Below are 21,588 nucleotides of genomic sequence, written 5' to 3' on the forward strand. Positions count from 1 at the left end.
CACAATCTTTCAATATCTTATGATAAACACGTAAGAAAGACTTCAATTTAAAAAATTAGTTGACTTCATATTCCAGTTTGATCGTGATACTCGCTTCCTTTTCTTTGGAAGAAGTATTGAACGTTCCGCCATAAGAATAATCTTCATTGGAATTGGGTGCCGTAATCTGAATAACACCCATTGTTGCTTTCTTGAGATTTCCTAAATCACTTCCGGCATTTTCTGCAATCTTTTCAGCGCGCTCTTTGGCATCTTTTGTCGCAGACGCGATCATTTCCTGTTTTACAGTGGCTAATTTTGTATAGAAATAACTTGGTGAAGATGAAGTAAATTCAATTCCACGATTAATAATTTCTGTTATATTTCTGGAAAGATTTTCAATTTTTCCAACTTCTTTACTCTCTATGGAAACCCTTTGAGTCAGATTATATCCGGAAAATTCACCCTGAACATTATTCCCATTGGTATCTGTATAATTTCTGAACTGTTTTTGAATATCAACAGACGAAAAAACAATTTCGTTTTGCTTAACTCCTTTTGAAAGCAGATAATCATTAATTGTTTTGCGGTCTAAAGCCAGTTCATCATACGCCGCTTTAAGATCAAAATTATTTTTGGAAAAGCTACCGGACCAGGTGATAAGATCTGAAGTAAATTTTTTTGAGCCCAATCCGGTGACAGAAATTGTATTTTCAGATTTATTCCTGTTTTTGATGGCATTTCCCAAAAGTCCGAGACCAATGATAAATCCCAATGCTCCGACAGCTATAGCGATAATATTTTTATTCATAAAATTTTTGTGATTTGATTTTATATCATAATCATATCAATTCCTATTCCAAATTTTAAGATTTTCTTAACAATTAATTCTGAAGCTTATTTCCGTTTAATCTTTTTACAAAAACAGGGATTGAATCTTCCATTCTGCTCAATACGGCTTCTAATTTCTTACGCCTCACAAAATTTCTTACTTGTGGTCTGTTTACAAAAGAAAACTCAATAAACTCAGAAATTCTAGTTTCAGGAATCCCTAGCTTTATAAAATATTCATTATCTACCCTATCCCGAACCCACTTGACATCATCCTGTAAATCATCATATCTATATCTTCTTTTCATCCTTCTCGCATCTCCGCTGATCAGATCATATAGTGCCTGAACATCTAAATTTCCTAAAAGAGCGTTAATAATAACAACTTTTACTTCTGCAGGCGTAGTTCTCATTTTGCCCACAGGTTGAGGAATACCTACAGCATCCTGAACTATTTTTGCTTTATCAACCTTAGTTACTGCTTTCGAATCTTTTGAGAGGTCTCCTGTAAGTTTCAGAAGTTTGATTTCTTCAATCTCTTCAGGAGTTCTGATCATCATTACAGAAAGGTCATTGGTCAGGGATGTCACTCTGATCTCCGCTCTTTCATAATAAGGTTTTGTAAATCTTATGATATCATTATCTGAGGCTTCTATTGAGAAATCCCCTGAAAAATCGGTATATATTTTATGACCATTTGATATATTGATGACCAATACATCAGTTATAACTCCTTTGCTTTCGCCGGTAATTCTCCCGTGAAGTATTCGTTGGGCAAAGATACTTTCACCTAGAAAAAGGGTAAGTATTATCAAAAAAAATTTCATCAGTGTATGTTTGTGTTCTTTCTTTTATCTTTAATCTATTATCTCAGAGATTTTATCCTTTTAATAAATTTAGGAAGAGTTTTATCAATATAAAAAATAGCTCCATTGATATTTTTTTTCTTTATGTTTTGTAAAATTCTAGGATCTTCTGTAAATGAAAACTCCAGAAACTCATTAATTCTTTCCTTAGGAATATCAAGACCTGTAAAATAGTTGGGATCTATTCTGTCCCGTAGCCATTTTATATGTCTTTCCCTGTCATCAAATTTGTACTGACTTTTCATTCTTCTTGCATCTCCGCTTAGCACTTTGTACAAGGCATCCATATCTGCTATTATAGTAGGAGGAAAACCGACTGCAAAGGCATCTTTAAAATCGGGAGCTTTTTCTCTCATAATCTCCGGGGGTCTTGGAAGGCCTATTGCTTTTTGAAGAATTTCTACTTTATCTTTTTTGGTCAAAGTTTTGGAATCTTTAGAAAGATCTCCTGTAAGTTTCAGAAGCTTGATTTCTTCAATCTCTTCAGGAATTCTGATCATTAATACAGAAAGATCATTGGTCTGGGAAGCCACTTTTATCTCAGCTCTTTCGTAGTAAGATTTTATAAATCTGATAACATCATGATCTGAGACTTCAATTGAGAAATCACCTACAGAATTGGTATATGTTTTTTGACCATTTGATATATTGATAACCTGAACAGCGTCTATAACTCCCCCGCTTTCACCTGTAATCCTCCCATGAAGTATCCGCTGGGCACAGATGCTCTCTATAATAAATAAAGAGATCAGTAAAAATATCCTTTTCATCATTTGTTGTGTGTTTCATTTGTGTGTTTTATGTTTTTTGAGTTGGTTATTAATTTTGCTTATCTAATCATCTTTTTTTCTTGTTTTTAAACGCTCAAGATAGATCGGAACCACTTCTTCCATTCTGAACAAAACTCCCGATACATTTTTTGATCTTACATACGTTCTGATATGAGGGTTTTCAGAAAAAGAAAATTCTATAAACTCAGAAATTCTTTCAGCAGGAATCCCCAATTCTGTAAAATAATCATCATCTACCCTGCTTCTTACCCATAAAATATGCTCCTGCAGATCATCATACCGGTAAGCTCTTTTTTGACGTCTTGCTTTTCCGCTTATCAGGTCATACACTCCCTGTACATTCAACTGTCCTAAAAGAATGGGAAGTAAAACCTGTTTCACTTCGGCCGGTTTCTCTCTCATCTTTCCTTTGGGTTGCGGGAGTCCTACTGCATCTCTCACCTGTTCTCCTTTAGAACGCCGGGTAGCATCATCTTTTCTGGCAACCTTTACTTCTTCAATTTCTTCCGGAGTTTTTATCATCCTGATCAATATCTTAGAATTTATCCCGTATATCAAAACTCTTGCCGAGTTCCTTTCATAGCCCTTTTTCACAAACCTAAGCTCATCATTCTGAGATGCCGAGATTGAAAACTCTCCCACAGAATTACTATATGTTTTCTGATCGGTTGACATATTGATAACAATAACAAATCCGAGTTCTGCATTATCCTGATCTGTAATTTTTCCGGTGACCATTTCTTGAGAGAAAACAATCCCACACAAAAAAAGTAAAACAAATCCCAATCTACCCTTTACCATTTCAGAATTTATTTTTGAGTATATGGAGCGCGGTAAGAAGAAATTCTGGTCAAAACAGCTCTCTGAAATCTATTGAGATCTGCATCATTGCAAAATCCATATTTTAAAATATTTTTTCTTTCAAAACCTCCGGCAAAAACATAATAAATAAAATGCTGAATATTCGGCTTATCTATTTTTAAATCTGTAAAATACTGCTCTCCCAGCGCACTGATAAGGTAAGTCATAAAGTCAACATCATCCCATTTGTTTTTTATTTTACCGACTGAAAAACCTTGTCCTTTAGGCTGTACAAATTCTCCTGCCCGTGCCGCTAAAACTCGTGGATCGGATTTCTTCACCATATACTGATCAATTTCTTTAATCAGCCGTTCCACTTTTTTAGGCCTGTTAAGCGTTTTCGAATCGATTTTCAAATCTCCGGTAAGTCCTTTAGAAATTTCGATCTCAGGAATTTGTATAATGGCTCGGGTAAGGGTGATATTAATTGGTGAGCTTATATTTTCATTGGTTACTTTTTTATTGAAACGCTCATATCCTGTTTTAACAAATCTCAACTCATCCCCCATTTTTCCTGATATCATGAAATGTCCGTCTTTGTTCGAAGAGACCCGTTCACTTGTTCTGATATTAATAACAGTAACGTCCTGCATCTCAAAATTTTCTTCAGATATCACCTTCCCAAAAATATATTCCTGAGCGTTGATATTGATAAAAAATAGCGTCAATAAAATAAAGAGTAGTTTAATTTTCACGAATAGTTTTTTATGAGGCAAAACTATCATTATTTTTAGATTATTATATAAGTTTAACCACAGTTAACGTGTTTTAGGATTTATTTTAGAGTTTTGATTTTCAAAACTGTTAAATAGCGAACGCAAATTGTTAAAATTTCACTTAAATTTTAGCTAACTTGCACTCTCAATTCTTCGTAAAAATGCAAAATTCTTATACAGTAATCAACGCTTCTGCAGGCTCAGGGAAAACTTACGCCCTGGTTCAGCGACTTTTGATGATCTGTCTTCGCTATCCTCATCAACAGCATTCGATAAGGAATATTTTGGCATTGACTTTTACCAATAAAGCAGCCAACGAAATGAAGGAAAGAATTTTATCGTGGCTGGGGAACTTTGCTGCAGACACTTATATTGAAAACGGAGATTTAAAAAATATTCAGAAAGCATTTGAACAGGAAGGACTGAAAATCACAATTGATGAGCTTCATTACCGATCCAAGAAACTTCTGGATTATGTTCTCCACAACTATTCAACCCTGAACATCGGAACGATTGACCGTTTCAACTCAAGGCTGGTAAGAAGCTTTTCTTATGAGCTCGGTCTGGCCAAAAATTTCAATCTGGAAATTGAAGCAGAACCGTTTTTAATAGAAGCAGTGGATAAAATGCTTGATCAGATCGGAGAAAATGATGTTATCTCCAATTCTTTCATGGATTATGTAGATTACAGTCTGGAAAACAACGAAAGAATCAATCTTAACAAAAGTCTTTATGATTCTGCGAAAGAATTTGTAAAAGACATCCACTATGAGCATCTTAAAGACAATAAAGATTTTGATAATACCAATTATGAAAATATAAAGAATGCGCTCCGAAAAGAAATCATCACGAATAAAAAGCAGGCTCTGGAGCTTGCTACAAAATCGATTGACCTTTTCAAATCCAGAAATATAGAAATTGAAGATTTTGCGCAGGGGAAAAATGGAATCGGAGGCTTCTTTACAAAAGTTTCAGACTTTTATAATCAAAAAAGAGCAGGATTTCCATTTCCAACTACCCAGGAAGAATCTGTGGTTAATAATTATAGGAAAGGGTCCTCTGCAAAATCAAAAAATAAAGAACCTGAGATATTTGAAATTTTAGAACAACTGCTTGACAACAGGATGCAGCTGATTCTTTTATATATAGAGACTCAGAAAAAAGAGAAAATTTTATCAGCTCTTCTTCCATTGAAAGTCAATAAAGATATTCAGGACGAACTGCATAAGATTGAGGAAGAAAATGATCTTGTTTTGTTATCAAAATTCAATATACTGATTAATGAAAATCTTAGAAATGAGCCTTCTGCTTTTATTTATGAAAAAGTAGGATCTCAGTTTCAGCATTATTTTTTCGATGAGTTTCAGGATACTTCGGAACTTCAGTGGCAGAACTTTGTACCGTTAAGAGATCATTCGGTTTCAACGGAAAATACTTCGTTTACATTGGTTGGAGATCCCAAACAGAGTATCTACCGCTTTCGTGGCGGAGAGAGCAAGATCATGCTTGACATTATCAATAAGAAAGAATTCTCACCGCGGGATGCAGAACTTCTTGTCTTAAAAGATAACTGGAGAAGTGCAAAAAATATTGTTAATTTCAACAATGAGCTTTATCAATATCATTCCAGAGGCTTACTGGATGAGCACGCTTCTATTTTCGGAAGTGATGCAGAGCAGAATCCCAGATCTTCAAAAGAGGGTCGCGTGAAAGTCAACCTCATTGAAAATTTAACAAATGATGATTTCTATAACGACACTTCCGAGAAGATGCGAAAAGATATTCAGGAGAGTCTGGATCATGGTTTTAAGTTTTCGGATATTACAATTTTATGCAGAGGAAATTTTGATATCTTCAGTTATTCTCAAAAACTGGGAAACCTGAAAGTGAAATACAATGGTGAAGAAACGAATGTTAAAACCATATCAGACAAGGGACTGACGCTTGAACTATCCAATACACTGAAGGCTGTCATAGAATTTCTAAAATGGGAAACCAATCCTAAAAATAAGCCTAACCTCATCATGATGATGTATTATCTGAACCAACTGGGAAGAATAAAGATGGCAGATTTTACATTGGAAATGAAAGAAATTCTGGAGATTGAATCTCATGAAGAAATTTTACAGTTTATTCAGAAGACCTATTCTTTACAGCTCAAGAAGGAAAACTTCCCGAGGTTTAATCTGTACAACTTTGTAGAATATTATATCAATGAATTTTCTTTTGAAGAAAAGGAAACAGATTTCCTTCTGAACTTCCTAGAAATGCTGTTTAATTTCACTCAGAATGCCGGAGCAAGTACAAAGGAGTTTTTAAAATACTGGGATGAGGAAGCCTCTAAATATACGATTCAGGCATCGGAGAATATTGATGCAATCCAAATCATGACGATTCATAAAGCCAAAGGTCTGGAATTTCCGATTGTATTTATCCCAATGATGAATAAAAACCGGGACAGCGAATTTACAAACTGGTTTGAGACAAGCAGTGATGCTGCTTTGAAGTCCGTAAATATCAATCAGTTTAATAAGAATCTGGAGGTTTATGATCAGGAAATTGAGATCTTTAACAAGCAAAATTCCTACAAAAATTTAATCGACAGATTATGTCTTCAATATGTAGCTACCACAAGACCTGTGGAGCAGTTATTTTTCTATATTCAGAAAGCTAATAAGACTTCAAATAATCTTGAACTGCTTGATTTTCTTAATACTAAAAATCCGGAAAATCTGGACGAATTTGATTTGTACGATGTAAATCCGGAAATGCTGAAAAAGTATTCTAAACACAAAACCTCATCTTTTAAAACTAAAGATATCCGCATCCTTAAAAATGTGAATGAAAGCAGTACTTCAATAAAAATAGCAACGCCGTCAAAAAACTATCAGGTCCGTAATGAAAAAGTAAGAATCGGTCTTTTTGTGCACGAACTTTTATCCAAAATCAACACAAAAAGAGATATTCCAAAAGTTCTGGAAAGTTATGTACTCGAAGGACAGATCATTATGGCGGAAAAAAACGAAATTGAGAAGACTCTGAAAGAAATTGTAAACACTCATGCGGAATTTTTTGATGAAAAATGGCACGTGATCAACGAAAAAGACATCATGATTTCAGAAAATGGCGAAAGCAGAGTCTACAGACCAGACCGTATTTTGAAAGGTCCGGAAGGCTATATCATTGTTGATTTCAAAACAGGAGAAGAAACTTCGGAGAACGAAAAACAGATCGAAAACTATAAAAGAATCCTGGAATCGCTTGGAAGAAAGGTCTTAAAAACACAGCTTATTTACTTATAATGAGTTTTAAATAGTTCTCACTATTTCTTAAGGTATAATTCACACTTACCTCATTAATTTCACCATTTAATCATTATCTGCGATCAGTTAATTAATCTAACTGGTCACAGATAATGATTTTCCTATAACTTTAATAAAAGCTACTTAAGACATTGAATGTAAATATTTTAAGAATAGCTTTCTATTAACATTAAATACATGAATTATGCCAAAAAAACATTTTCATCCGCCTTAGGTTATATTTTAATGATTCACTTTTAAAAATATTAACCACTGAATAACAAATCATTATGAAAATTAAAATTTTTACCCTCATCTTATCGCTCTTTATGATACTGGGCATAAGTGCACAATCCAAATATTTCTATTACTATCAAGGAAAGAAATATTTTCTTCAGGCAGACAAATCCTCAATAGCCATCTCATCGAGTACGGCGGGTATTTCGAAAGCATTTAAAACAAAAACACCCATTGTTGAGAATTTCACCAAAAACTCACTGGTTGCTGCTGACAGAAAATCTTTAGAAAATAATAAAACATTTTATGTTGAAATAGAATCTGAAGCTACTACAGAAGAAAAATACGCAGCTAACATCGCGGAAAAAAATACCAATTCGGATATATTGATCGCATCGCCTTGCTTTATAAGCGCTGAAGGTCAGAAAATGGGGATGTCTAACAATTTTTATGTTAAACTTAAATCTAAAAATGATATCAAACTTTTACAGGATCTTGCTGCTAAAAATAATGTAACTGTATTAGGCTATAACGAATATATGCCATTATGGTTTACCGTTGCCGTTACTAAAAGCTCTACACGAGCTAGTGCTATGGATATGGCCAACTTATTCTTTGAAACAGGAAAATTTGAAATCGCAGAGCCTGAATTTATGTATCACAACCTTGAGGCTACAGCAGATCCTTATTTTCCAAACCAATGGTCATTAAAAAATACAGGACAATACGGAGCTGCATATGCGGGAATTGATATCAAAGCTGAGCAGGCATGGACTCTATCTACAGGCGCCAATGTAAAAACTGCAATTTTCGATCATGGATTTGAAATGAATCATCCTGATTTAGCAGCAAATGTATTCGGAACAGGATACGATGCACAGACCAATACCTCACCTTCTGTTGTAAGAGGAGATCACGGTACTGCGTGCGCAGGAATTACCGGAGCTGTACAAAACAACAATATTGGGGTAAGTGGTGTAGCTCCTAATACCCGGTTAATCTCAATCAGTATTAATCTTACTTTTGCAGATACTCCTCAACAGCTTGCCAACGGTTTCAACTGGGCTACTACTAACGGAGTGGATGTCATCAGTAATTCCTGGGGAGGTTATGCCCCTTCTGCAATCATTGAAAATGCAATTACAAATGCCCTTGTCAATGGTAGAGCTGGTAAAGGTATGGTGGTTGTATTTGCTGCCGGAAATGAAAATAATACCAATATCAGATACCCGGGAGGCTGGGATCCGAGAATTCTTGTCGTAGGAGCTTTAAGCCCTTGCGGAGAAAGAAAAAGCCCATCTTCTTGCGATGGAGAAGGTTGGGGAAGCTGCTATGGAACTCAGCTGGACATCATGGCACCGGGTGTAAAAATGGCTACCACAGACAGACAGGGAAGCAATGGGTATGATCCTTCCAACTATACTCAGACTTTTAACGGTACCTCATCAGCTTGCCCGGTTGTGGCAGGGGTTGCAGCATTGATTTTATCTGCCAATCCTTGTTTGACAGGTCAGCAGGTAAGAGATATCATAGAACAAACTGCTCAAAAAGTAAGAACTGACCTTTATACTTATGCATCTACTTCCGGAAGAACAAACGGAACATGGCATAATCAAATGGGTTACGGACTGGTAAATGCTTATGCAGCAGTGCAAAGAGCAAAATCTATGTCTGGCTTAGCAGCTCTTGACAGTGCTGCAGATATTGGATTAGAGCCAAACCCTTCAGCAAATACATGGGCAAATATTTATCAAAGTCCTGATATCTGGAACAGATTAACCAATGACAACCTGAATATTACTCATGAAAACCCTGGATATGCAGGACCTGGTCATAACGTTATGAGATTCAGAGTGCGTAATCTTGGATGCGCCACTTCAGCACCAAGTTTCGCTAAATTATACTGGACCATGGGATCTACAGGAGAAACATGGCCAGAGTCATGGAACGGAACAAGACTGATCAACGGATATTCCGCAGGTGGAGAGCTTACTACGCCTTACACAGGATTCAATCCTTCAAATTCATACGCAACAGCACAAGGATTTAAAATACCTCCTATCGCACCCGGACAGGAATATATTATTGATGCTAAATGGACTCCGGTAGATCCTGCGATCTATGGCGGACATTCAGACAACGTAATCTGTTTCTTAGGAAGAATTACTTCTGCCAATGACCCTATGTTTAATGAAAATCCAGGACCAAACGCCCCTCTTGAACCTAATGTGGTAAACAATAACAATATTGTAACAAGAAATGCAAGATTGGTGAATTTAAGCGGAACATTCTCTAAATTCTCAGGGTTCTACTTCGGAAATTATTTCGGATATGCGATGCCATTTGATATCCGTTTACAATTGGTGAAAGATTCTAATACCCCTTTCAAATCAATCGGAAGAACTGTTATTAAATTAAGTGATGTTATCTGGGACAGATGGAAAGAATCCGGAATGCAGGGTAGCGGAATTGATATCTTAAATTATAATACTCATGAGGTATTGGTAGTAGACCCTTCCAATGTTGTTTTAAGAAATATCCGTCTGGAAGCTGATGAATATTATCCGGTAACATTAAGCTTTTCTGTAGCCAATAATGGTAACGGAGCTCCTGAAACTTACGATTTTGCTGCGACTCAGATTATTTCTGATAAACCGGATGAAATCTACGGAACCGCATGTCATTTCTTAGTATCAATCAATCAGAAAGATTCAAACGGAACGCCTTACTGTGATGAAAAATGCAGACAGGCTCAGGCTCAGAGTATGATTGTTCAGGATCTGAAATTATCTCCAAATCCGGCATCCAATGTGGCTACTTTAGAAATGAATTTACTTCAGGATGCGAAGATGAATATCCAGATATTGGATTATAACGGCAAAACTCTTAAAACGATCAGCAATGGTGAAGGAATGAGAAAAGGTATTAATAAAAAATCTTTCTCTATTTCTGAATTGATTGACGGAGTTTATGTGGTAAGTATTCTGGCTAATAATGAGAAAAGATCAGTACATCTGATTGTAAAACATTAAAATAATTGATCAACATCCATAAAAAAAGAGCAGAAATTTCTGCTCTTTTTTGTTTTGTCAATTTATATTGAAAAATATCTTACGCTGTAGGATCTGCAACGAAAACTCTTTGCGCCAATTCCTGATCGAAAAGGTATAATGCTGATGGGTTATCGCTTACCATTTTAATTTTAGTCACATATTGAGATGCACTCGCCTCTTCTTCCACCTGCTCGTTGATGAACCACTGAAGGAAAGATGTCGTTGCAAAATCCCCTTCTTCATTAGCATTTTTTACAATATTGAAAATACTTTTCGTCACTGTTTTTTCATGCTCCAATGCTTTTTGAAAAATATCAATCGCACTGTCAAACTGATGAGGTGGTTTAGCAATTTCACCGATGATGATTTCTCCTCCTACATCATTCAGATAATCAAACATTTTATCAGCATGCATCAATTCTTCTTTGCTCTGTACTCTGAAATAATTAGCAATCCCGTCAAGATCTTTACTTGAAAACCATGCAGACATTGAAAGATAATATTGTGCAGCGTATTGTTCGTGAGCTATTTGTTCGTTAATTAATTTTGCAATTTTTTCGCTTACCATAAGTAATAAATTTATCTTCAAAATTATGGAATAAAACCCCGAAATCAAAAGATTTAAGGAAAATTAATACAAAAAGGACGGAAATACATCCGCCCTCTTAACATTAAAAAATCGAAATTACAAGCTCTTAATTTGCTTCAGGAGCTGCCGTATTCATTGGCTTCTTCATTTTTCCTCCTTTCATACCTCTCTCCTTCATTGCTACTTTTCTCTGCTCCATTTTTACTTTTCTGTCAGCCTGCCATTTATCATATTGCTGAGGAGTAAGGATCTGCTTCATATCTGCATCCATTTGCGCTCTCTTTGCTTTCATCTCCTCCATTTTAGCTTGTCTTTGATCTTTATTTTTATCAAAGTCAGCTTTCATTTCAGCTTTTCTTTTATCATGAAGCGCTTTGATTTTATCTACCTGCCCTTGGTTCAGATTCAGGTCTTTTTGCATCTGAGCCAGATGCTCCTGCTCTTTCTGTTGTCTTTTTTGTTGGAACTCAGCTTTTCTTGCGGCTTTGTCCTTTGGAGTTGTAGTTTGTGCCATGGCAAAACTTCCCATTCCAATAAATGCTATTGCTAAAATTAACTTTTTCATCTTTAAAAAATATTTAATTAATTGTTATACATCTTTTTGATTATTAGTTAAAACATAAGTTAAATCAAAATATTCATAAATAATGTTAAATTTTAATACAAATAATTAAATTACCCTAAATAAAAAGAGCAGATTATAAAAATCTGCCCTCACACCACTTAAATATAATATATGAAAATTAATTATTCGCAAATCCGTTTCTAAAACCGGAATTTCTTCTTTCGCTGCCGTTGTTATTTTCCTGTCTCGGAGCGGCATTTTCTCTTTGATTTCTGAAGCCTCCATTATTTTCCCGAGGTCTGTTATTTTCAATTCTTCTCGGTTCTTCTCTTCTTACTTCAGAATTTCGGAATCCTCCGTTATTTCTGGTTCCGGAATTGTTTTCAGTATTTCCTCTGAATCCTCCGTTATTATTTCTTACTCCGTTGTTATCATTACGGAAACTTCCGGAATTATTACTTCTCGTTCTGTTATCAGACTGATTACGGAATCCGCTGTTGTTATCTCTCACTCCTCCTCTGAAGCCATTATTGGGTCTGTCACTTCTTACGATATTAAACGTAGGATTATCACTTCTGCGGAACTTCGCTCTGTCGACTCTGTAAATATTAATATTTACATTTCTGTAACGAGGCATCGGTCTGTATCTCGGAGTATAGTAAGTTCTTCTGTAGTTCTGAAAATAAACTACGGGGCTTGCTCCTCTGTAATAATTATTCTGAAAAACAACAAATACTCTGGGTCCCATAATTCTTTCCAGGGCATAGAATCTGTCATAATACCATCTGTCCGGATTGTATCTGTAGTAGTTGTTCCAGTTTGAGAAGCTTACATACAGATTATTTAATCTTAAAATCTGGTCTATCTGCCATCTGCTTAATCTGTTCTGATTAAAGAAAACATTCCAGTTTACATTGACAATACTGTTTCTGTAATCGTTATAATAATTCTGATAATAGTCTGTAGGGTAATAATCCTGAGGATAGTTGTAATAATAATCGTCCGGAAAATAATTCTGATCATCCTGATCACTGTAATATCCGTCATTACTTCCGTAATACTCATCATCTCCCCATCCGTTATTCGGATATTGCTGAGCAAACGACAAAGTCGTCAAAGTCAAAGCAAATCCCAAAAGTATTTTTTTCATTTCTATAGTCGTTAATTGGTTAGTATATAGTAGAATATCTCTATTCTATCTTTTGGATATAAATAAAAAAAAGAAGTTAAATCATATGATAAAACTTCTTTTAATTTATTATTAAGTAATTGATAATCAAATGTTAAATTTATGATCTACCACTATCTTTCACCCAATTTGCAATCTTCCGGTTAAAGTCCGATGCTGTTTTTAAATCTTCGAGATTCAGATGCATCCTGTATCTCCAGTAATGTGGGAAAACTGCGGGATTATTGATTCTTTCATTATCCATTTTAGGATTAACAAGCGATTTATCCGTTGCCAGAAACTCCTGAATAGGGAAAATAGCCAGCATAGAATCATTATAAAGATGCTGCTTCATAATAATTTCAGCAAGATTTTCATCTAATTCTTCAGGTGCTTTTCCATATTGAACCAATTGCTGGTTAAAATACTTCTGCGTCAAAGCCGGATCTTCTTTCCACCATTGTCTCAAGGTCGAACTATCGTGTGAAGAAGCCGTCACTACATTCAGATAACTTGCATTTTTCGGGTTATAAAACGGAATATCATCAGAAGGCATACGCTGAACTTTTAAAGCGATAATTGCCAGCTCATCCATCACTACCGGAACGCAATCCGGAACCATTCCAAGATCTTCGCCACAGATCAGCATTTTGGTGGCATTCAGAATCATCGGAAGCTTTTCCATTGCTTTTTCATACCATAAATAATCCTGTCTTTTAAAGAAATAATCGTGGTAAAGATCATAGATAGATTTCTTTTCCCATTCAGATAAATATTGATAAGAATCTGTGTTGTAAACATTGAATCTCGGATGATACACCAACTGTCCGTTTCTTTCTTCAATTAAAAATAATACGTTTGCACAAAGAGAAATTAGCTGTTCTTCAATTGTCCCTTTCGGGTTTTTCTTAAAGAAATCTGACAATTTCCGTTGAGTATTAAATTCTTCTTTAAATGAATAGGTTCCGTCCTGATTATTCGTGATAAATTCCAGTGCTTTACTGCTGTTCTCACCAAAATATTTCCAAAGGATTTCATCATTGATAAATGGTTTGCAATACCTGTCAAAATTAAACGGAATATGCCACGCGTTGAATTCTTCCAGCGTGATCGGCACGGCAGGATAAAAATATCCCAAAATACCTTGTGTTGCCGAAACCGGCATTCTCCAGATTCTGAAAAAACCTAAGATATGGTCAATTCTCATTGCATCAAAATACTGTTCCAGAGCTTTGAATCTGTTTTTCCACCATTTATAATCGTCAGCTTTCATTGCTTCCCAGTTGTAGGTCGGAAACTCCCAGTTTTGTCCCAATTCTGTAAACTGATCAGGCGGTGCTCCGGCCTGAAAATCCATACCGAATAATTCAGGCTCAGTCCAGGCTTCGACAGAATATCGGTAAATCCCGATCGGCAAATCACCTTTTACAGACACGCCTAAACTATGTGTATAATCCACAGCCTCTTTCAGCTGCTTGTGAAGCTGATACTGTACCCAGGCATGAAGCATGGACGCATCATAATCCTTACTTTTTACAGTAAAAAAAGGAGCAATTTTTCCGGCGATATATTTTTTATGTGTCTTCCATTCATTAAAATTCGGAGTTTTGTATTTATCTCTCAAAACACAGAACGCAACATACGGAAGCAGCCAACTTTCATTGTCTTTAATAAACTTTTTAAAGTTTCTGTCTTTATAAATCTTTTCTTTATCCTCATTAAAAATCACTTTCAGATATTTCCATTTTGAGGAAATCATCTTTTCGTAATCAATTAATTCTAAAGAATTTAATTCTTTTTTCTCAGCTTCATACTCTTCAACTAAATCTTTCGGTAGTTTAAAATCAAGATTTTCCAAAGAAATATATTGCGGATGAAGAGCGTAAACGGAAACAGCCGCATAAGGATAAGAATCTGTCCACGTATAATTTGCTGTTGTATCATTGATTGGCAAAATCTGGATAATTCCAAGACCTGTTTCTTTGTTCCAGTCTGCCAGTTGTTTCATATCCGAAAATTCTCCGACTCCGAAACCATTTTCTGTCCTTAGTGAAAAAATCGGAACGGCAACTCCTGCATCATGATACATTTGATACAGCTTAAATCTAAAATAATGATTAGAAACTACGTGCAACACATCCTTCAACACATTAGGAAGTGCAAATCTGTTTTCACCTGTTTCAACATCAATTATCTTATTTTCTTTACGGTCATAAAGACAATATTTATACTGAATAAATTCATTTTCCGGAATTTCAACCGACGTTTCCCAAACTCCGAAATCAGTCTGAGATAAATGAATGGCTTTCTCATAATCCCAATTTCCTAAAGAAGCGGTATTTCCAATTAAAACAAGTTTCCAATCCGGGTTATAAACCGGTGCTTCAATTCGGAATAAATGAGTATGTTTTTTTAATACTGTAATTTTCTCAGGAGAAAACTGATTCAGCTTGTTGTAAAGAATTTTATTATTTAAATAGTTTTCAGGAAAATTTTTGTTATTCCATTCGTCAAAAATGATAAATTCTTTGTAGTTATGCGGAAAATTAAGGCTGTGAAGAACAAACTCTTCCCTCTGTATATTCCCTTTATCATCTACCAGCTGATATTGATAAGAAATGGATTTTGAAAAGTAGTCGACCTCACATTTCCACAAACCATTCTCTGTGTAAAACATCACATGACTCTTCGAAACAGAACCTTCTTCATTGATAATCAATAATAATTTCTCACCAACTTTCGCATTGTAACCAACATTAAAATATAGCTTCATTTATATTTTTTTATAAAAATACATTATAATCTCGAAAAACTAAACTTATTGAATATCAAATATTCATTAAAAAAACCTTCTCAAAATATTTGAAAAGGTTTCTAAGTTATACACAAAGTTAAAGATTATTCTGTAACTAAAATTTTCTTGTTTAATAATATTTTCCCTGATTCATTGGTGATATTTACCAGATAAGCTCCGGTCAACAGATTTTTAAGATAAACCTGCTGATTCAAAGATCCTCCTTTTACAGATAAATTCTGGGTCATTATATTTTTACCGGATAAATCAAATACATTCATTTTGATGTTTCCTTTTACTGATTTATCATTCACCCGAACATTGATTAAACCTTCATCCACACGGGTCGGATAGATATCCAGATTAGCGAAAATTGTATTTGAAACAGCTTTGTCATTCGCGAAATATTTACTTGCTAAATCATAAATATGCAGATTCTGCTCACCTCCGATTGGTTTTGCCTGCAGCGTCTTCAGGTCGACCTCATACAAAGGAGCCCCTTTTGCACTTGCAATCACGACATTTCCTTTTGAATTTACTGCAGAACCGTTCACAGAATAATTTTCAGGAATACCCGAAATTTTTCCCACAAATTTTGCTTTCAATTCTTTCGTTGAAACTTTAAAAACATTTCCTGAAGTTGCAAAAACATAGAAATTATTTTCTGCATCAGCAATCATATCGCCTCCAAATCCTGTCTCAATCGTAGTAAAAGAATTTTTCCCGTTGGAAGCATCATCTTTAATGATTCCAAGGTCATTAACAGCGTATTGGCTTCCCTTTCTGCTGATCTGTAAAAACTGAGTTCCAGCGTTATTGATCGCGTAAATATTTCCGTCGTAACCTGTTGCCATTCTCGTAATATGAGAATTAATATCACATGAAGTCACTCTTGTCACATTGTTTTCCACCAAAGTAATTTCTTTTGTTTTTGCATTCAAAACATAGACGTTGGAAGAAAACATCGGCATATATACCAGATTATTATTGAAAGAATCATACGCCAGCGTTGCCATTGTAACTGCCTGAGAATTGTTGTAGGTATTTTTGTCTTCAGTAACAGAGCCGTTTCTGGATTGAGAAAAAACTTTAGCCGAAGAATCAGATGTGAAAATTTTCTCACCCGAAGTGCCGTTTGTCACATCAAGTGCACGGAAATCATTAAAAGTAATACTCGGTGTATCTTTTCCTACCAATGCAAAGAAATCCTGTTGTGCATTCATATTTGCTCCAAGTAAAAGCAAAAACAAAGGGAATAAATGTTTTTTCATATATATAATTTTTATTTTTAATCATTTTAGTATGACTAAGTTACGTAATTTATAGATTGAATGACAAAATTTTTTAGGCTAAGATTAAGTTCAAACTGATCTTTGACAGTAAATTTTTTTTTCTAATGAATGATAGGATTACAACAAAAAACTCTCACAAATTGTGAGAGTTTATCTATTTATTGAATATTTTTTTAACCTTAATTTAAAACGTAGGTCGTTCCGTCTCTTCCGTCTTTCAATTCGATACCTTCTGCCAGAAGTTTATCCCGGATTTGGTCTGAAAGGTCGAAGTTTTTAGATTTTCTCGCCTGATTTCTCAGTTCAATTAAAACCTGTAATGTCTGATCCAGTTTTTCATTGTTATTTTCCTCAACTGTCTGTAAGCCTAAAACATCAAAAATAAAAGCATTTAAAGTCGTTTTTAAATCCTCTAAATCTTTTGTGGAGATCGTTTCTTTACCGTCATTTAAAGCAAAAATATACTTTACGGCTTCAAATAAATGAGCGATTAAAACCGGAGAATTGAAATCATCTGTCAAGGCATCATAGGCTTTATTTTTCCATTCTTCAAGATTGAAACCAGATTGTTTTTCATCATTCGGAACAATAGAGTTCAATACTTTAACAGCCTCCATTAATCTGACAAAACCTTTTTCACTAGCCAACATCGCATCATTTGAAATATCCAAGACACTTCTGTAATGAGCCTGCAGGAAGCAGAAACGAACAATTGACGGATGGAAAGGTTTTTCAAAGAAATCATTCTCACCTGTCACCAACTGCATTGGTAAAATATAATTCCCGGTCGATTTACTCATACGCTGAGTATTCATTGTCAGCATATTGGCATGCATCCAGTAATTTACCGGTGCCGATCCATTGCAAGCTTTTCCCTGAGCAATTTCGCACTCGTGATGAGGAAATTTCAAATCCATTCCGCCGCCGTGAATATCGAAAGTTTCTCCCAAATATTTTGTACTCATCGCAGTACACTCAAGATGCCATCCCGGAAAACCTTCTCCCCAGGGAGAATTCCATCTCATGATGTGTGCCGGTGAAGCTTTTTTCCACAGTGCAAAATCCTGTGGATTTTTCTTTTCACCCTGACCGTCTAAATCACGTGTATTGGCGAAAAGCTCTTCTATATTACGTTTTGAAAGTTCACCATAATTCAAACCTCTCCTATTATATTCCAGCACATCGAAATAGACAGAACCATTGCTTTCGTAAGCGAATCCTTTTTCAATCAATTTTTGCGTTAATTCAATCTGCTCTACGATGTGACCTGTTGCAGTAGGCTCGATATTCGGTGGCAATAAATTGAACATATCCAAAACTTTATGAAAATCAACTGTATATTTCTGTACAATTTCCATAGGCTCCAGTTTTTCAAGACGGGTTTGCTTTACAAATCTGTCGTTATTGACGTCACCATCATCGGTAAGGTGACCAGCATCAGTAATATTTCTTACATACCTTACCTTATACCCCAAATGAGTCAAGCTTCTGTAAATAAAATCGAAAGAAAGGAAAGTTCTCACATTTCCCAAATGCACATTACTGTAAACAGTAGGTCCACAAACGTACATTCCTACGTTTCCGTCTAAAATTGGTTTAAATATTTCTTTTTCTCCCGCAAGCGAGTTGTATATTTTTAATTGCATCGTTTTTGTTTTTGATGTAATGATTTTAAGTTTAGTTTAAAGTTTCAAATTTGCCAAAAGATAAAATCCTTTAACAGCAGCATCTACAGCAACAACAAATAATTGTGGCTACAAAAATCTTATCCGAAACTTTTTTAAATTTTATCATTACTTAAATTATTAATAATCCAATTTTGCATGACTTCCCACATAATGCAGGAATTCCTGTCTTGTAATAGGATTGGTTCTGAAAATACCACTCAATTCAGCTGTAATTGTTGAACTTGCTGTATCTTTTATTCCTCTGCAATTTACACAAAGATGTTTTGCATCGATGATACAAGCAACATCTTTTGTTCCTAACGCTTCTTTCAGAGCATCCACAATTTGCATGGTCAGTCTTTCCTGAACCTGCGGCCTTTTCGCGTAATAATCAACAATTCTATTGATTTTTGAAAGACCAATCACTTCACCGTTCGAAATGTAAGCAACGTGCGCTCTTCCGATAATCGGCAAAAAGTGATGTTCACAGAACGAATATACTGTAATATCCTTTTCCACCAACATCTGGCGGTATTTATATTTGTTTGAAAATGTAGAAATTCCGGGTTTATTTTCAGGAAGCAATCCTCCGAAAATTTCGTTCACATACATTTTCGCAACACGTTTTGGAGAATCTTTCAAAGAGTCGTCGGTCATATCCAAGCCCAACGTTTCCATAATTTCACCAAAAAGTTCTGTGATTTTTTCTATTTTTTCCTGTGGCGATTTATCAAAAGCATCTTTCCTTATAGGCGTATGTTCTTTTCCTGTGAAAATATCATCGTCGTTATCAGTAAAATCAACCATTTTTATTTAATTTGCAGCAAAAATACGGATAATATCTATTCGTTATATTTCAATTTAGCTTAAAATACACCTTAATTATTTCATTTGGATAAAAATTATGATAACTGTTGAAGAAGTACAAAACGAAAATCAAAAAAAAGAATTTCTAGAGTTTCCGGCGAGACTTTATCAACACGACAAAAACTATATCAGACCTTTAGACAAAGACATCGAAGAATTTTTTAATCCTGAAAAAAATAAATTCTTCAGAACCGGAGAATGCAAAAGATTTTTATTTAAAAATAAGCAGAACGAAACAGTTGGAAAGGTAGCCGCTTTTGTTAATCAGCTTTACACCCAAAAACAACCTACAGGAGGCCTCGGTTTTTTTGACTGTATTAATGATCAGGAAACTGCCAATTTCATTTTTGACCACTGTAAAAACTGGCTCCAGCAAAAAGGAATGGAAGCAATGGACGGTCCCATAAATATTGGTGAGCGAGATAAATTCTGGGGACTTTTGATTGAAGGATTTATCGAACCTTTATACGGTATGAATTATAATTTCCCATATTATAAAGATCTTTTTGAAAATTACGGTTTCAATATCTATTTTGAACAACTCTGCTTTTCGAGACCCATTTTTGCAGAAGTTTCAAGAGTTTTCACGGTAATGCATGCAAAACACAGTAAAAATCCGAATATTTCAGCAAGGCCCATGAAAAAAAATAATCTTGAAAAATTTGCAAAAGATTTTACTGAGATTTATAATAAGGCCTGGGCAGCTCATGGAGAAGGAAAATGTTTAGATAAATCAAAAACTCTAAAAATGTTTAAAACCATGAAGCCCATCATCAATGAACATATTTCATGGTTTGTCTATGAAAATGAAAAACCTGTTGCGATGTGGATGAACATTCCTGATTTAAATCAATGGTTCAAATATCTGAATGGAAAATTTGGCCTTTTAGAAAAACTTAAATTTCTGTGGGTAAAAAAAACCAAGAAAAATGAAAAAATGGTAGGGCTTGTTTTTGGAGTGGTTCCGGAATGGCAAAAGAAAGGGCTTGAAGGATATATGATCTGGGAAGGCACTCAGCATTTAAGAAAATATACCGATTTTAAAGAAACCGAACTTCAGTGGATTGGTGATTTTAATCCTAAAATGATAAAAATCGCTGAGAATCTGGATACAAAAGTGACCAGAAAATTGGCAACATATCGATATTTGTTTGATAGAGAAAAGTCTTTTGAAAGACATCCTATTCTTTAATTGTAATTTTCTTAGACGAATTAGATTTTTTTTAAAATCTGTACAAGAATATTTGTACTTTTGGTAACTTAATAAAAACATATTAATAACAAATGAAAAATATTACATCAATTGCATTATTGCTGGGAACATTTACTATTTTATCAGGTCAAGCCAATACTATAACTGGAAACATGAATGGAGGGCCAAGAGAGGTTTTTTACAAAATTAAATCAGAAGGCGCTGGAAGATCTTTAAGTTATGATGAAATTATCGGTTCTCCGTATATCAATAAAAACTTTAGTTTAGCTAAAGTTGCTGATGACTACGAAAAAGCACCTGCTAGATATAATACATATAAAGATGAAATAGAATTCCAAAAGGATGGAACTACTTTAGTATTGCCAAATGATTCAAAGTTTTCAAGGATAGAATTTTTTTCACCAAAAACAACATTGGTAAGACTTGATTCAAAAGATGATTTAAGCGGATATTTTTTTGAACTTGTAGGAGGAAAAAATGCATTGTACAAAAAAATTAAAACTAAATTTATTGATGCTGTTCCTGCCCAAAATTCTTATGCCACTGACAGACCTGCATCTTTCAAAACATTAGATCCTGTATATTATATCAAAACTGAAAAAGGATTTATAAAAAAAGCTAAAAACTTAAAAGATCTTACTGAGCAATTTCCAGATAAAAAAGAAGCTATTGAAGGTTTTGTTAAATCAAACAAAATAAAATTTAATAACGAAGCTGATCTTATAAAACTAGTGACTTTCTTAAATCAATAAATTCACTACAAATTACAAAAAAGCCGTTTTAACTTGGTTAAAACG

At 34.7% G+C, this 21,588-nt stretch carries 16 protein-coding genes; 4 read left to right on the forward strand and 12 right to left on the reverse strand.

The genetic code is table 11. The features are described from left to right. Positions 1-55: 55 nt before the first annotated feature. The 5 genes from M2373_RS11380 to M2373_RS11400 form a co-directional block, all read right to left on the reverse strand. Entirely contained in the window at positions 56-790 is a 735-nt protein-coding gene (locus M2373_RS11380; protein WP_259110681.1) for an SIMPL domain-containing protein, read from the reverse strand. A 73-nt stretch (positions 791-863) separates the two neighbouring features. Next, on the reverse strand, positions 864-1,637 hold the full coding sequence (locus tag M2373_RS11385) for a carboxypeptidase regulatory-like domain-containing protein (protein ID WP_259110683.1): 774 nt from the start codon (positions 1,635-1,637) through the stop codon (positions 864-866). A 38-nt stretch (positions 1,638-1,675) separates the two neighbouring features. Continuing rightward, complete coding sequence (locus M2373_RS11390; protein ID WP_259110685.1) at positions 1,676-2,449, reverse strand: hypothetical protein; 774 nt, start codon at positions 2,447-2,449, stop codon at positions 1,676-1,678. A gap of 60 nt (positions 2,450-2,509) precedes the next feature. Further along, positions 2,510-3,268 carry a carboxypeptidase regulatory-like domain-containing protein gene (locus M2373_RS11395; protein WP_259110686.1) on the reverse strand — a complete coding sequence of 253 codons (759 nt, stop codon included), beginning with the start codon at positions 3,266-3,268 and terminating at the stop codon, positions 2,510-2,512. Positions 3,269-3,276: 8 nt separating this feature from the next. After that, positions 3,277-4,023 (reverse strand): hypothetical protein, encoded by a 747-nt coding sequence (locus tag M2373_RS11400; RefSeq protein WP_259110688.1) that lies wholly within the window; start codon positions 4,021-4,023, stop codon positions 3,277-3,279. Positions 4,024-4,205: 182 nt separating this feature from the next. On the opposite strand from M2373_RS11400, the gene M2373_RS11405 reads away from it, so the two are divergent. Together M2373_RS11405 and M2373_RS11410 are read left to right on the forward strand one after the other, a co-directional pair. Then, positions 4,206-7,346 carry an exodeoxyribonuclease V subunit beta gene (locus M2373_RS11405; RefSeq protein ID WP_259110690.1) on the forward strand — a complete coding sequence of 1,047 codons (3,141 nt, stop codon included), beginning with the start codon at positions 4,206-4,208 and terminating at the stop codon, positions 7,344-7,346. Positions 7,347-7,636: 290 nt separating this feature from the next. Beyond that, positions 7,637-10,615: a S8 family serine peptidase gene (locus M2373_RS11410; protein ID WP_310468345.1), complete on the forward strand. Its 2,979-nt coding sequence runs from the start codon at positions 7,637-7,639 to the stop codon at positions 10,613-10,615. Positions 10,616-10,694: 79 nt separating this feature from the next. Here M2373_RS11410 and M2373_RS11415 read toward each other — a convergent pair whose 3' ends face one another. The 7 genes from M2373_RS11415 to folE all read right to left on the reverse strand — a co-directional run bounded on the left by M2373_RS11415 (position 10,695) and on the right by folE (position 19,518). Further along, positions 10,695-11,204: a ferritin gene (locus tag M2373_RS11415; RefSeq protein ID WP_259110692.1), complete on the reverse strand. Its 510-nt coding sequence runs from the start codon at positions 11,202-11,204 to the stop codon at positions 10,695-10,697. Positions 11,205-11,331: 127 nt separating this feature from the next. Further along, a complete protein-coding gene (locus M2373_RS11420) occupies positions 11,332-11,790 on the reverse strand; it encodes a hypothetical protein (protein WP_259110694.1) in 459 nt (152 codons plus the stop codon). A 178-nt stretch (positions 11,791-11,968) separates the two neighbouring features. Continuing rightward, entirely contained in the window at positions 11,969-12,940 is a 972-nt protein-coding gene (locus M2373_RS11425; protein WP_259110695.1) for a hypothetical protein, read from the reverse strand. 139 nt (positions 12,941-13,079) lie between these two features. Further along, on the reverse strand, positions 13,080-15,731 hold the full coding sequence (locus tag M2373_RS11430; RefSeq protein ID WP_259110697.1) for a 4-alpha-glucanotransferase: 2,652 nt from the start codon (positions 15,729-15,731) through the stop codon (positions 13,080-13,082). Between the two features lie 125 nt (positions 15,732-15,856). After that, the gene (locus M2373_RS11435; protein WP_259110698.1) at positions 15,857-17,023 is read right to left on the reverse strand and encodes a T9SS type A sorting domain-containing protein; all 1,167 of its coding nucleotides are present in this window, start codon (positions 17,021-17,023) and stop codon (positions 15,857-15,859) included. Positions 17,024-17,223: 200 nt separating this feature from the next. Next, on the reverse strand, positions 17,224-18,690 hold the full coding sequence (cysS, locus tag M2373_RS11440; protein ID WP_259110700.1) for a cysteine--tRNA ligase: 1,467 nt from the start codon (positions 18,688-18,690) through the stop codon (positions 17,224-17,226). A gap of 159 nt (positions 18,691-18,849) precedes the next feature. Further along, positions 18,850-19,518, reverse strand: coding sequence for a GTP cyclohydrolase I FolE (gene folE, locus M2373_RS11445; RefSeq protein ID WP_076353379.1), 669 nt, complete (start codon positions 19,516-19,518; stop codon positions 18,850-18,852). A gap of 97 nt (positions 19,519-19,615) precedes the next feature. Between folE and M2373_RS11450 the strand changes: the two genes are divergently transcribed. Together M2373_RS11450 and M2373_RS11455 are read left to right on the forward strand one after the other, a co-directional pair. Next, positions 19,616-20,770 (forward strand): hypothetical protein, encoded by a 1,155-nt coding sequence (locus M2373_RS11450; RefSeq protein ID WP_259110705.1) that lies wholly within the window; start codon positions 19,616-19,618, stop codon positions 20,768-20,770. Between the two features lie 92 nt (positions 20,771-20,862). Then, positions 20,863-21,543: a hypothetical protein gene (locus M2373_RS11455; protein WP_259110706.1), complete on the forward strand. Its 681-nt coding sequence runs from the start codon at positions 20,863-20,865 to the stop codon at positions 21,541-21,543. Positions 21,544-21,588: the final 45 nt, after the last annotated feature.

It is taken from the genome of Chryseobacterium sp. JUb7 (assembly GCF_024806495.1).
Lineage (GTDB): Bacteria > Bacteroidota > Bacteroidia > Flavobacteriales > Weeksellaceae > Chryseobacterium.

What these genes read in the sequence shown, in the direction of transcription:
- M2373_RS11390 (WP_259110685.1), bottom strand. Translation starts at nt 2,449, where the DNA reads ATGATGAAAAGGATATTTTTACTGATCTCTTTATTTATTATAGAGAGC.
- M2373_RS11405 (WP_259110690.1), top strand. Translation starts at nt 4,206, where the DNA reads ATGCAAAATTCTTATACAGTAATCAACGCTTCTGCAGGCTCAGGGAAA.
- M2373_RS11420 (WP_259110694.1), bottom strand. Translation starts at nt 11,790, where the DNA reads ATGAAAAAGTTAATTTTAGCAATAGCATTTATTGGAATGGGAAGTTTT.
- M2373_RS11425 (WP_259110695.1), bottom strand. Translation starts at nt 12,940, where the DNA reads ATGAAAAAAATACTTTTGGGATTTGCTTTGACTTTGACGACTTTGTCG.
- M2373_RS11435 (WP_259110698.1), bottom strand. Translation starts at nt 17,023, where the DNA reads ATGAAAAAACATTTATTCCCTTTGTTTTTGCTTTTACTTGGAGCAAAT.
- M2373_RS11410 (WP_310468345.1), top strand. Translation starts at nt 7,637, where the DNA reads ATGAAAATTAAAATTTTTACCCTCATCTTATCGCTCTTTATGATACTG.
- M2373_RS11395 (WP_259110686.1), bottom strand. Translation starts at nt 3,268, where the DNA reads ATGGTAAAGGGTAGATTGGGATTTGTTTTACTTTTTTTGTGTGGGATT.
- M2373_RS11380 (WP_259110681.1), bottom strand. Translation starts at nt 790, where the DNA reads ATGAATAAAAATATTATCGCTATAGCTGTCGGAGCATTGGGATTTATC.
- M2373_RS11385 (WP_259110683.1), bottom strand. Translation starts at nt 1,637, where the DNA reads ATGAAATTTTTTTTGATAATACTTACCCTTTTTCTAGGTGAAAGTATC.
- folE (WP_076353379.1), bottom strand. Translation starts at nt 19,518, where the DNA reads ATGGTTGATTTTACTGATAACGACGATGATATTTTCACAGGAAAAGAA.
- M2373_RS11430 (WP_259110697.1), bottom strand. Translation starts at nt 15,731, where the DNA reads ATGAAGCTATATTTTAATGTTGGTTACAATGCGAAAGTTGGTGAGAAA.
- M2373_RS11455 (WP_259110706.1), top strand. Translation starts at nt 20,863, where the DNA reads ATGAAAAATATTACATCAATTGCATTATTGCTGGGAACATTTACTATT.
- M2373_RS11415 (WP_259110692.1), bottom strand. Translation starts at nt 11,204, where the DNA reads ATGGTAAGCGAAAAAATTGCAAAATTAATTAACGAACAAATAGCTCAC.
- M2373_RS11450 (WP_259110705.1), top strand. Translation starts at nt 19,616, where the DNA reads ATGATAACTGTTGAAGAAGTACAAAACGAAAATCAAAAAAAAGAATTT.
- cysS (WP_259110700.1), bottom strand. Translation starts at nt 18,690, where the DNA reads ATGCAATTAAAAATATACAACTCGCTTGCGGGAGAAAAAGAAATATTT.